Origin of the sequence: Candidatus Pelagibacter sp. HTCC7211, assembly GCF_000155895.1 — a bacterium.
Taxonomy (GTDB): Bacteria; Pseudomonadota; Alphaproteobacteria; order Pelagibacterales; family Pelagibacteraceae; genus Pelagibacter.
The window spans coordinates 1,023,544-1,036,047 of record NZ_DS995298.1; the positions used below are offsets into that span (position 1 = coordinate 1,023,544).

Annotated in this window: 14 protein-coding genes; 6 read left to right on the forward strand and 8 right to left on the reverse strand. The window is 27.2% G+C overall.

What is annotated here, in order from left to right; translation table 11 throughout:
* Nucleotides 1-3 precede the first annotated feature (3 nt).
* From PB7211_RS05555 to tpiA, 8 genes are all read right to left on the reverse strand, one after another.
* Nucleotides 4-441, reverse strand: a complete 438-nt coding sequence (locus tag PB7211_RS05555) for a type II toxin-antitoxin system RatA family toxin (protein ID WP_008544610.1) — start codon at nt 439-441, stop codon at nt 4-6.
* Complete coding sequence (lipA, locus tag PB7211_RS05560) at nt 441-1,367, reverse strand: lipoyl synthase (protein WP_008544625.1); 927 nt, start codon at nt 1,365-1,367, stop codon at nt 441-443. The genes PB7211_RS05555 and lipA overlap by 1 nt, the downstream gene beginning before the upstream one ends.
* Nucleotides 1,357-1,584, reverse strand: a complete 228-nt coding sequence (locus PB7211_RS05565; RefSeq protein WP_008544350.1) for an FtsB family cell division protein — start codon at nt 1,582-1,584, stop codon at nt 1,357-1,359. Before PB7211_RS05565 ends, lipA begins: the two co-directional genes overlap by 11 nt.
* Nucleotides 1,585-1,658: 74 nt before the next feature.
* Complete coding sequence (eno, locus tag PB7211_RS05570) at nt 1,659-2,915, reverse strand: phosphopyruvate hydratase (RefSeq protein WP_008544900.1); 1,257 nt, start codon at nt 2,913-2,915, stop codon at nt 1,659-1,661.
* Nucleotides 2,915-3,739: a 3-deoxy-8-phosphooctulonate synthase gene (gene kdsA / locus PB7211_RS05575; RefSeq protein WP_008544577.1), complete on the reverse strand. Its 825-nt coding sequence runs from the start codon at nt 3,737-3,739 to the stop codon at nt 2,915-2,917. Before kdsA ends, eno begins: the two co-directional genes overlap by 1 nt.
* Nucleotides 3,736-5,352 carry a CTP synthase gene (locus tag PB7211_RS05580; protein ID WP_008545557.1) on the reverse strand — a complete coding sequence of 539 codons (1,617 nt, stop codon included), beginning with the start codon at nt 5,350-5,352 and terminating at the stop codon, nt 3,736-3,738. Before PB7211_RS05580 ends, kdsA begins: the two co-directional genes overlap by 4 nt.
* Nucleotides 5,353-5,396: 44 nt before the next feature.
* Complete coding sequence (gene secG / locus PB7211_RS05585; protein ID WP_034399106.1) at nt 5,397-5,696, reverse strand: preprotein translocase subunit SecG; 300 nt, start codon at nt 5,694-5,696, stop codon at nt 5,397-5,399.
* Nucleotides 5,697-5,701: 5 nt separating this feature from the next.
* Entirely contained in the window at nt 5,702-6,439 is a 738-nt protein-coding gene (gene tpiA, locus PB7211_RS05590) for a triose-phosphate isomerase (protein ID WP_034399109.1), read from the reverse strand.
* A gap of 54 nt (nt 6,440-6,493) precedes the next feature.
* Here tpiA and PB7211_RS05595 point away from each other — a divergent pair, with 54 nt between their 5' ends.
* The 6 genes from PB7211_RS05595 (at nt 6,494) to lexA (ending at nt 12,489) form a co-directional block, all read left to right on the forward strand.
* On the forward strand, nt 6,494-7,915 hold the full coding sequence (locus PB7211_RS05595; RefSeq protein WP_034399254.1) for a SurA N-terminal domain-containing protein: 1,422 nt from the start codon (nt 6,494-6,496) through the stop codon (nt 7,913-7,915).
* The gene (gene trpE / locus PB7211_RS05600) at nt 7,912-9,372 is read left to right on the forward strand and encodes an anthranilate synthase component I (RefSeq protein ID WP_008545520.1); all 1,461 of its coding nucleotides are present in this window, start codon (nt 7,912-7,914) and stop codon (nt 9,370-9,372) included. Before PB7211_RS05595 ends, trpE begins: the two co-directional genes overlap by 4 nt.
* Complete coding sequence (locus PB7211_RS05605; protein ID WP_008544645.1) at nt 9,372-9,938, forward strand: anthranilate synthase component II; 567 nt, start codon at nt 9,372-9,374, stop codon at nt 9,936-9,938. Before trpE ends, PB7211_RS05605 begins: the two co-directional genes overlap by 1 nt.
* An 8-nt stretch (nt 9,939-9,946) precedes the next feature.
* Nucleotides 9,947-10,939: an anthranilate phosphoribosyltransferase gene (gene trpD, locus PB7211_RS05610; protein WP_008544658.1), complete on the forward strand. Its 993-nt coding sequence runs from the start codon at nt 9,947-9,949 to the stop codon at nt 10,937-10,939.
* On the forward strand, nt 10,932-11,723 hold the full coding sequence (locus PB7211_RS05615; RefSeq protein WP_008544516.1) for an indole-3-glycerol-phosphate synthase: 792 nt from the start codon (nt 10,932-10,934) through the stop codon (nt 11,721-11,723). The genes trpD and PB7211_RS05615 overlap by 8 nt, the downstream gene beginning before the upstream one ends.
* Nucleotides 11,724-11,811: 88 nt before the next feature.
* Nucleotides 11,812-12,489, forward strand: a complete 678-nt coding sequence (gene lexA, locus PB7211_RS05620; RefSeq protein WP_008544828.1) for a transcriptional repressor LexA — start codon at nt 11,812-11,814, stop codon at nt 12,487-12,489.
* Nucleotides 12,490-12,504: the final 15 nt, after the last annotated feature.

The window sequence follows — 12,504 nt, forward strand, 5'->3', positions numbered from 1 at the left end:
TTATTATAAGTTTTCAGCTCTTTTTTGAAAAGCATCTGCAATTTTATTTAAACCATATTGGAAAGATTTTTCCATAATTAAATTTAAAAACTTATTTTTTATCTCAAAATCAACATCAAATTGAACTTCAGTATAATTTTCCATTTGTATAAATTTCCAATTATTTTCAAGATGTTTTAAAGGACCACCAATATTAGTTACATGAATAGAGTCATTTCTTTTATCATATCTGACAGCACTTTTATATGTATCTACAAAAGGTTTTTTACCAATGGTGAGATCTGCAATAATTGTTATCTGATCCTCATTATCATTTTTTTCATAAACTTTAGAGTTTATACAAAATGGAATGAACTCAGGATATTTTTCAATATCTAAAACAAAATCAATTAACTTTTGTTTCTCACTAGCTATTTGCCTGGTTACTGAGGCTTTAGGCATTAATTATTTTTCAATCTGTTCTGTTGAAGTTTAGCAAAATCTTCATCGGCGTGGTAAGATGATCTTGTTAGGGGTGAGGATGAAACTAAAAGAAATCCTTTTGAATTTGCAATATTTTTTAATTCTTTAAATTCATCAGGATGATAATATCTGCTAAGTGGATGATGTTTTGATGAAGGTTGTAAATATTGACCAATAGTTAAAAAATCAACCTCTGCAGACCTTAAATCATCCATTACCTGTATTAACTCATCTTTTTCTTCACCAAGACCAACCATTAAACCTGATTTAGTAAAAACTTTTTTATTAATTTTCTTAACATTTTTTAACAACTCTAATGAACCAAAATATCTAGCACCAGGTCTTACCTTCAGATAAAGACGAGGAACTGTTTCAATATTATGATTAAAAACATCTAAATCAGTTTCTAAGATTTTTTTATATGCATCTCCTTTTCTTAGAAAATCTGGTGTTAATACTTCAATTGTCGTGTTTGGATTTTTTTTTTGAGTTGCAGTAATTACATCAAAAAAATGATTTGATCCACCATCATCAAGGTCATCACGATCTACTGATGTTATAACTACATGTTTTAAGTTTAATTTATTTACAGCATTTGAAATTTTGTAAGGCTCAAAGGGATCTAGGCTTTCTGGTTTACCAGTTTTTACATCACAAAATGCGCATGCTCTTGTGCATGTGTCGCCCATGATCATAAAAGTTGCATGTCTTTTGCTCCAGCACTCAGTTATATTTGGACAATTTGCTTCCTGACAAACAGTAACTAAATTGTTTTGGTTGACTACTGTTTTTGTTAAAAAAAATTCTTTACTATTAGAAAGTTTTGACCTGATCCAATCTGGTTTTTTTTTGATTGGATTAATTGGTTTATTAACTTTTTCTGGGTGTCTAATTTTACTTGCCATTATCTTTTATTATATAAATTGTCTCCTCTTTTTTGCCAAACAAAAACCTCTCTCTGATTAAAGTTTCAACGTAATCAAGATCTAAATTTGTGCTTAATAATGAGTTTTTGTGATCTAAATAACTTATATTATTAATTAAGGTTAGTTCCTCTTTTTTCAAGTCGGACAAAAGTTCCTTTTTTTTAATATAAGAAGAATAACCTCTTTCACCAGACATTAGATTAAAACCAAAATATAAAATCAGAAATATAGATATTAATAAAAAATAATTTCGTTTTATTAACCTCAGCATTAATTGATTTTATTCATCCTTGCAGTTTTTCCAAGTTCTTCCTCTATACGAAGTAATTGATTATATTTTGCAACTCTTTCAGATCTAGCTAGTGACCCAGTTTTTATTTGATTTGAATTTGTTCCAACTGCTAAATCTGCAATAAATGTATCTTCACTTTCACCCGATCTATGAGAAATTATTGTTTTATAACCTATGGTTTGTGCAAATTTTATTACATCTAATGTTTCAGACACAGTTCCAATTTGATTAAGTTTTATTAAAATTGAATTAGATGAAATATTTAAAAAACCTTTTTTAAGTCTTTCAAGGTTTGTTACATACAAGTCATCTCCAACAATTTGAACATTATTAGTTGATTTCATCAACTTATTCCATGCTAACCAGTCATCTTCAGCAAATGGATCTTCTATTGATTTAATCTTATATTTTTTAATAATTTTTAGGTATTCTTTAATTGATTTTTCAACTGATACGTAATTTTTTGAATGAATTGAATACTTTTTATTTCTAAATAATTCGTTAGCAGCCACATCAAGACAAATTGAAATATCCCTACCATTTTTAAATCCTGCTTTTTTAATCGCCGATACAATTAAATCTAGAGCTTGACTATTACTGTTAATCATAGGTGCAAAACCACCCTCATCACCTACAGATGTTGATAAACCTTTATCTTTAATTAATTTACTTAGGCTTTTAATCACTAAAAAACATATTCTCATAGCTTCAGTGAAACTTTTTGCTTTATCAGGTCTAATCATAAATTCTTGTATTCTCAGTCCATTGTTAGCATGTGCTCCACCGTTAATAATATTCATTAAAGGATAAGGTAGTTGGTAATTATTTTTTTTAAAAAAAGTTTTATACAGGGGTAGTTTTTTTGCTTTTGCTGAAAGCTTTTTTACTGCCATCGATACAGCTAGCATCGCATTAGCACCCAAATTTGTTTTTTGTCTAGTTCCGTCTAAATTAATTAATAAAGTATCTATTCGTTCTTGATTGTGAATACTTTGACCTTTTAATTTTTTAGAAATTTTTGTATTTACTAAATTAACAGCAGTTAAAACACTTTTTCCAAGATATCTTTTATTATTTGTATCTCTTTTTTCAAACGCCTCAAATGTACCAGTTGATGCACCTGATGGACAAATAGCAGAAGCACTATTGTTTTTTATAAAAACTTCTGCTTCAACTGTTGGATTTCCTCTACTATCAAATACTTGACGTGCTTTTACTTTTAAAATCTTGCTCACTATTTTTTTATTAAATTATCGATATCATTTAATTGTTTTAATAAGTTTTCTAATTTATCTAAAGGAACCATATTAGGTCCATCGGATGGAGCGTTATCTGGGTCATGATGTGTTTCAATAAATACTCCTGCAACACCAACAGCAACTGCAGCTCTTGCTAAATATTCAACAAATTCTCTTTGGCCACCTGAAGACTCTCCTTGTCCTCCTGGTTGTTGAACCGAATGAGTTGCATCAAAAATTACTGGGTAACCATTTTTTGCCATTATCGGTAAAGATCTCATGTCAGATACAAGAGTGTTATAGCCAAAACTCGCACCTCTTTCTGTAACTAAAATATTTTCATTTCCAGAGTCTGAAATTTTTTTTGTAACATTAACCATATCCCATGGTGCAAGAAACTGACCTTTTTTTACATTTATAATCTTATTAGTTTTCGCAGCAGAAATTAATAAATCTGTTTGTCTGCAGAGAAATGCAGGGATCTGTAATATATCAACATGATTTGCTAAAATTGAACATTGTTCTGCGTTATGAATGTCTGTTAAAATTGGAACATCTAATTCTTTTTTAATTTTATCAAATACTGGTAATGAAGCTTCTAATCCTGCACCTCGCTCACCCTTTAAACTAGTTCTATTGGCTTTATCAAATGAAGTTTTGTAAATAAATCCTAAATTAAATTTTTTTGTAATTTCCTTTATTTTACCAGCCATGTCCATGGCATGCTGTTCCGTTTCTAGCTGACACGGACCCGCAATAATACAAATTTTATTATCGTTTGAAATTTCTATGTTTCTACAATTTACTTTAATACTACTCATTTATGATTTTTTGCTGCCTTGATAAATGAAGAGAATAAAGGATGAGGCGATAAAGGTCTAGATTTAAATTCAGGATGAAACTGAACTCCTATAAACCAAGGATGGTTTTTTAACTCTATAATCTCAGGTAATTTATTGTCAGGTGATAAACCTGAGAAAATCATGCCTTTTTTTTCAAATTTATCTTTATAAGCAATGTTCACTTCATATCTGTGTCTATGTCTTTCTTTAATAATTTTTGACTTATAAATTTTTCTAATTAAAGAATTATCTTTAAGTTTTGCATCATATGAACCTAATCTCATCGTCCCACCAAGATCTTTATCGGTACCTTTAATCATTTTGCCATCTTTGGACCATTCGTTAATTAACCCAACTAATGGTAATCCTTTCTTATCAAATTCACTTGAAGTTGCGTTTTTGATATTCAATTGATTTCTTGCAAATTCAATAATTGCCATTTGCATGCCATAACATATTCCTAGGAATGGAATTTTATTTAATCTTGAATGTTTAATAGCTTCAATTTTTCCATCTGTTCCTCTTTTACCAAATCCACCTGGTATTAATATACCTGAAATATTTTTAAGTTTTTTCTTAATTTCTGAAACTTTTAATTTTTCAGAATCTATTCTAACTAAATTAACTTTGACTTTATTTTCAATTCCACCATGAGTTAAAGCTTCATCTAATGATTTATACGCATCTTTGAGCTCAACATATTTACCAATAATAGCAATATTAACTTGTCTTTTATTTTGTAAAATAATTTTAGTAATTTTTTTCCACGGGTTTAAATTTGCTGATTTTTTTGATTTTAATTTAAAATAATTCAATACTTGAAGATCTAATTTTTCTCTAAAAAAACTCATCGGAGCTTCATAAATAGTCCTTACATCAACAGTCTCGATTACATTTTTGATATCAACATTACAAAATAATGAAATTTTCTTTCTGTGCTCTAAAGGTATTGATCGTTCAGATCTACAAATTATTATATCAGGTTGAATACCTATACTTCTTAACTCTTTTACAGAATGCTGAGTTGGTTTTGTTTTAATTTCATCGGAAGCTTTTAAATAAGGTACTAATGTAAGATGTATAAATAATGCATTTTTTTTACCCACATCATTTGCAAATTGTCTTATAGCTTCAACAAATGGTAAACTTTCAATATCCCCTACAATTCCCCCTATTTCACAAATAACAAAATCTTCTTTTGAAGAGTCATTTTTAATAAATTGTTTTATTCGATCTGTAATATGAGGAATTACCTGAACTGTTTTACCTAAGTATTCACCCTTTCGTTCTTTTTTAAGAACATCGTTATAAATTTTACCAGTTGTTATATTATCTGATTTTTTAGCTGATACCCCTGAAAATCTTTCATAATGACCTAGATCTAAATCGGTTTCTGCACCGTCATCTGTTACGTAAACTTCCCCATGTTGAAATGGACTCATGGTACCTGGATCAACATTTAAATATGGATCCAATTTTCTTAATCTAATTTTATATCCTCTAGATTGTAATAGAAATGCTAGCGATGCTGAAGAGAGACCTTTGCCTAAGGAAGAAACCACGCCGCCGGTGACAAATATATATCGCGCCATGGAATTATCTTATAACGAATAAAAAATGAAAAGAAAAGAATAAATTAATTATTTTCTGGAATTAAGGGCGTATCTTCAGCCTTCTCTTCAACAGTATCTAAAACTGAACTAGTTGGTGTTAATTCTGCTCTTGAAATAATAGTCAATGCTAAACTGCAAATTATAAATAAAGTTGCAACTATTGCTGTAGCTTTAGTCATGAAGCTACCTGCAGATCTTGATAACATAAAATTTTCTTGTGAAACGCCTATACCTAAGGCACCACCTTCTGATTTTTGTAACAAAATTAAAGAAACCAAAATCAGAGCAAGTACGATGTTAATTACGAGCAATATATTTTCCATGGGCGTTAATTATACGTTTTTTTAATTATATCAATAAATTTTTTTGGATCTTGTGAAGCTCCACCAATCAAAAAACCATCAATGCCACTGATATTTTTTAATTGTGAAATATTTTGGTTATTTACAGAACCACCATATAAAATTTTTGGAGGTTTTGAACCAAATTTATTTTTAATAAAATTTACTGATTTAATTAGATCTTTAGACTTTGGAATTATTCCAGTTCCTATCGACCAAAATGGTTCATAGGCAACAATTATATCAGACTTATTTCTAATTGATTTAAGTCCTTTATTAATTTGATTTGATAGAACTTGATTTGTTCTTTTATTCCTTTTTTCTTTCAAAGTTTCACCAATACAAAAAATTATTTTTAATCCTGATTTAATTGCACTTCTAATCTTTAAATTAATTAATTTATCGCTTTCACCCTCTTGTCTATTTTCGGAATGACCCAAAATAATATATTTAGCCCCAACATTTTTTAACATTTTTGAATTCACACTTCCTGTAAATGCACCGTAGCTATCACTAACATGACAATTTTGTGCGCCAACTTCTATTTTCGTTTTTTGCAATCTTTTTGACATAGGTCTAATAAGTGTATTTGGAGGACAATAAATTAATTTAGATTTTCTTTTATTAATTTTTGAAAATTTTATGACTTTATCAAGTGAATTTAGAGTTCTTAAATCTCCAAACATTTTCCAATTTGCAATAAAATACATATATTTATTTGTCATAATTGAATTTTTAATCTATAGATTTGTTTTTTACATATCAATGAATTAATGAAAATGCTTAAAACTTTGAAAAATTTTGGTGGAAAAAAATTAGGTGGATTAATCTTAATTGGTGTAATTATAATTGCATTTGGGTTTGGTGGTTTTGGAGGCGGATTTAGTACCAATAATCAAAATAATATAGCAAAGATAAATAAAAAAAATGTAACTACTCAAGATTTTATGAATTATCTTAATGAAAGTAGAATTTCACAACAAGCTATTAGAGAAAATATAGACAATAATATAATTGAAGAATTATTATCAGGTCTTATTTCAACTACATTGATAAGTTTGGAAATAGAAGAATTAGATTTATCAATTACAGAATTAACAGTTTTAAAGAAGATAAAAGAAAATAAAAATTTTTTTGATGAAAATAATGTTTTTCAAAGAACAAAATATGAAAAATTTTTATTAACAAATAATATGTCAGCTCCAATGTATGAGTTGCAATTAAAAAACAAAGAGCTTCAAAAACATCTTTTTGATTTTATAGGTGCTGGAACTATTACTCCAGAATTTTTACTTGTTAAAAAGTTTGAAGAAGAAAATAAATCCTTAAGTCTTGAATATTTTCCGATGGAAAACTTATATAAAAATAAAGAAGATTTAACTAATTCAGAAATAGAAAATTTTTTAAAAGAAAATAAAGATTTGTTAAAAAGGGAATTTATTGATTTTAAATATGTAACATTAAATCCACAGATTTTAATTGGCTTAGAGGAATTTAATCAAGATTTCTTTGATGAAATAGATAAAATTGAAAATAAAATATCTCAAGGTGTTACTTTTGAAGCAATTATAGAAAATATTAATGCTAATGTTTTAGAAATTAAAGAATACGCTCCTTCAACAACAAAAAAATTAAATGAAGATATGATCTATTCTAAAAGATCATCTGAACTAGATATAATTGAAAATGGAGATAATTTCTTGTTATATACAATCACTAATAAATATGATCGTGATCCAGATTTAACAGATCAAAATATAAATGAAGAAATACGACAATTAGTTTATCAAAAAAGTAAGTTTGACTTTAATAGAAGCATCTTAGAAGAAATTCAAAAAAAAGAATTTAATGATAATAAGTTTAAAGAAATGGCTAGCTATAATACTCAATACTTAACGATTAACTCAATTAATGATCATGATGTTTTTGAAGGAAATTCAGTTAAAATACTTTATTCATTACCTGAAAGTTCTTTCACTCTCGTTAATGACAAAGATAATAAGATTTATTTAGTAAAAATAACTGGATCTTCTAAAAATTCATTTAGCAAAACTGATGAAAATTATCTAAAATTTATAAGTAATCAGTATACTAACAATAGAATGGCTATACTAAAATCATACGATCAGTTACTTAATGACAAATATAAAGTACAGTTAAATCAAAAAACAATTAATAGAGTTAAAAACTATTTCAAATGATAATAAATCGAAGCTTCAAAGATTTTAAGTTTCGACACAGAAGCAAAAAAAATCAAATCATATACAGTTCAAAAAAAGTTCAAAATGATGATGAAGTTTTTAATCTTATTGATAATTTTTTAACTGAAAAAAATAGCTTTATTTTTGAGTCTGTTGAAAAAGGTAAAATTAAGGGTAGATACACTATATTTGGTAAAAACCCTGATAAAATTTGGGAGTTTAATAATAATAATTCATATCTAATTAAAAATAAAAAAAAGATCAGATTAAGAGAAAAACCTAACAAACTGATTGAGAAAATTATTGAAGAATTTAAATTTGAAACTCCAAAAAAATTACCAAATATATGTTCATTAATATCAGGGTATTTTTCTTACGACTCTATTAGGTATATTGAAAAAATTCCTAACAAATGTAAAAATGATCTTAATCTACCAGATGTTAGATTGTTGAGACCAAGAACACTAATAATTCATGATAATTTGAAAAAAGAAATCTTTTTTATAATAAATATTTTTAGTGACGAAAAAATTAACAATTATCAAAAAAAGTTTGATGATATTAAATTTGAACTATTTAAACTAAATATTCAATCTTCAATTAGAAATTTGAAAACATTAGAAAATAATGTTTTGAAAGATATCAAAGTAAAATCTAATACATCAAAAAATAAATTTCTGAAAATGGTGAATAAAGCCAAAGAGTACATTAAGTTAGGAGATATTTTTCAAGTAGTATTAAGTCAAAGATTTGAAGCAAAACTAACTAAAAAACCTTTAGATATATACAAAAAATTAAGACTTACTAATCCTTCCCCTTTTATGTTTTTTTTTAATTTTAGTGATTTTCAAATAATAGGAGCTAGTCCAGAAATATTGGTCAGATTAAGAGATAACAAAATTACTGTTAGACCTATTGCAGGAACAAGACCTAGAGGTAAAACTATTAAAGAAGATAACTTTTTTGAAAAAGATTTACTTAAAGATAAAAAAGAATTGTCTGAACATTTGATGCTTTTAGATTTAGGAAGAAATGATGCTGGAAAAGTATCAAAAATTAATTCAGTAAAAGTTACAGAAAGTTTCATTATTGAGAGATATTCACATGTAATGCATATAGTTTCTAACGTAATAGGTGAATACAATAAAAAATTTTCAAGATTTAAATCATTATTAGCTGGTTTTCCAGCAGGAACTGTATCGGGAGCACCCAAAATTAGAGCTATGGAAATTATAGATGAATTAGAAACAACTAAAAGAAAAGTTTACGCTGGAGGTATTGGATATTTTTCAGCAAATGGAGAATTTGATACTTGTATAGCTTTAAGAACAGCTGTTGCTAAAAATAACAAATTTTATGTTCAAGCAGGCGCAGGTATTGTTGCAGATAGTAAACCAATTAATGAATACGAGGAAACTGTTAATAAAGCTAAAGCTTTAATCAACGCTTTAAGATAATGAAAATATTATTAATTGATAACTATGATAGTTTTACATTTAATCTTTATCACTACCTATCATCTTTGAATACAAAAGTTGATGTTGTCAGAAATGACAAAATAACTTCGAAAGATATTATCAATAAAAGATATAATAAAATTGTAATTTCTCCAGGACCAGGAAATCCAAATCAGTCAGGAAATTGTTTAGATATATTAAAGAATCTTCACAAAGATATTCCTTTTCTTGGAGTTTGTCTTGGCCATCAAATCATAGGACAAGTATTTGGCTCAAAAATTATTCAAGCTAAAAAACTTATGCATGGAAAGACAAGTAAAATTAAATCTAAAAAAATTGGAATTTTAAAAAATCTACCAATTACCTTTGAGGCAACACGATATCACAGTCTCATAATCGATAAAAAATCGCTTTCTAGTGACCTGGAAATAACAGCTGAGACAACTGATGGATTAATTATGGGTGTTCAACATAAAAAATTTAATATTCATGGTGTACAATTTCATCCTGAAAGTATTAAAACTAAATTAGGAATTAAAATATTAAAAAATTTTTTAAATTATTAAAAAAAATAATGGATCAATATTTAGAAAAACTTAGAAATAAACAAAATCTATCATTTGATGAAAGTAAATCTGCATTTGAAATTTTAATGACAGGTGAAGCATCGGAAGATCAAATATATAATTTTTTAACCTTGCTTTCATCTAAGGGAGAGGTTTCAGATGAAATAGCTGGTGGTGTATATGTACTTAGAGAAAAGTCAAAAAGAGTAAATGTTGAAGGTTGTGTTGACACTTGTGGAACAGGTGGTGATGGAATGAATACATTGAATATTTCTACTGCTTCGGCACTACTTTTAGCAAGTATGGGTACTAAAGTAGCAAAACATGGTAATAAAGCTGTTTCGTCAAAATGTGGATCAGGTGATGTTCTGGAAGCGCTAAAAATAAAAATAGATCTTGAGCCAAATGATATAGAAAAAGAAATTAATAATAATAATTTTGGTTTTATGTTTGCTCCAAATTATCATAATGCTATGAGGTTTGTTGGTCCAGTGAGAAAAAAAATTGGTAAAAGAACGATATTTAATATGATTGGACCTCTAAGCAATCCAGCATTAGTTAATAAACAAGTTGTAGGGGTATTTGACAAAAGTCTATTAAATATATTTGCTGAAGGACTTAAAAAATTAAATATTAAATTTGCCTGGATTGTAAATAGTGAAGATGGATTGGATGAAATATCTCCTTACGCTAAAACTAATGTCATGCAATTAAAAGATGGTGAAATATCTGAAATTACTATCGATCCAAAATTATTAAATATTAATGCTGAGAAATTTGAAAATCTTGTTGGAGATGATGCTAACTATAATGCAAATAAAATGATAGAAATTTTTAAAGGTAAAGACAATGATTTTTCTAAAGCTGTTTGCTTAAATGCAGCAGCAGGTTTAATTGTTAATGAAAAATTTTCAGAATTTTCAGATGCATATAATCATAGTAGAGAATTTATTTTATCAGGAAAACCCTATCTGCATTTAAAAAAACTACAAAATGTCTGAAAATATACTTGAAAAAATAATTAAGAAAAAAATTGAAAAAATAGACCATCTTAAAAAGTCTATTAATTTGAACCAACTTAATGATATTATTAATGTAAATAATAGTTTTGTAAATTTTAAAGAAAAAATTCAAAATAATATCTCTAATAATAAAACATCCATTATTGCAGAAATAAAGAAAGCTAGTCCATCTGCAGGCATAATTATCGATGATTATAATCCTGTAGAAATAGCCAATATTTATAAGAATAACAAAGCAACTTGCCTATCTGTTTTAACAGAGGAAGATTTTTTCTTAGGAAATATAATTCACATTAGTAAAATAAAAGAAAAAATTAACTTACCAATATTATGTAAAGATTTTTTTATAGATACTTTTCAAATACCTTTAGCAAAAAGTTATGGTGCTGATGCAATCTTGATTATTTTAGCTGGTGTCTCTGAAAATTTAGCGAACCAATTATATGAAGAAGCCTTAAAACTTAACATGTCAGTTATTGTAGAAGTTCATACTGTTGATGAGGCTAAAAAAGCTTTAAATTTTAAGGAAGCTTTAATTGGAATAAATAATAGAAATTTAAAAACTTTAAAAACAGATATTAATACAACCTATGATATTTATAATGTGCTAATTAATCATGAAGGTCCTTTAATTTCTGAGAGTGGAATAAAAACTAAAGAGGAGTTATTAAATTTAAAAAACAAAACATCCATCAATACTTTTTTAATTGGTGAATCACTTTTGAAAAATTTAGAAAAAAACTCTATATTTTCAGTTTTATAGTTAAATAAACCCCTATTTTATTGGCATTTTTAGTATTGTTAAATCAAAAGAACTTTTATAGAACATTATTTGTACGATATTTGTTCTTATGCTAACTAAAAAACAAAAAAACCTGCTTTTATTTATCAACAAGAAGTTGAGAAGCTCTGGTGTTTCACCTTCTTATGAAGAGATGAAGCAATCACTCAATCTAAAATCTAAATCAGGTATTCATAGATTAATAAGTGCTTTAGAAGAAAGAGGATTTATTAAAAGATTAGCACATAAAGCTAGAGCATTAGAGGTAATTAAATTGCCTGAGACTGCCTCAGCAAATGATATTTATAATAGTTTTTCACCAAGTGTTATTAAAGGTGGCTTAGATGAAGTAAATATAAACTCTGATGAAATAGAAGTTCCTGTTCTTGGTAAAATAGCTGCTGGTACACCAGTAGAAGCAATCCAAAATGAGGTGTCTAGAATTCCATTGCCGAACAATTTAGAAAAAAATGGTGACTATTTCGGCCTAAAAGTTCAAGGTGACTCAATGATTGAAGCCGGTATTAATGAGGGTGATACTGTTATTATTAAAAGAACTGATACCGCAGATAATGGAAAAATTGTTGTAGCTTTAATAGATGAACATGAAGCTATGCTTAAAAGAATTCGTAAAAAAGGTAAAGTAGTTGCACTTGAAAGTGCTAATAGAAACTATGAAACTAAGATTTTTGGACCTGATAGAGTTAAAGTTCAAGGAGTATTGGTATCTTTATATAGAAACTTTTAAAAAAATAGTCTAAAC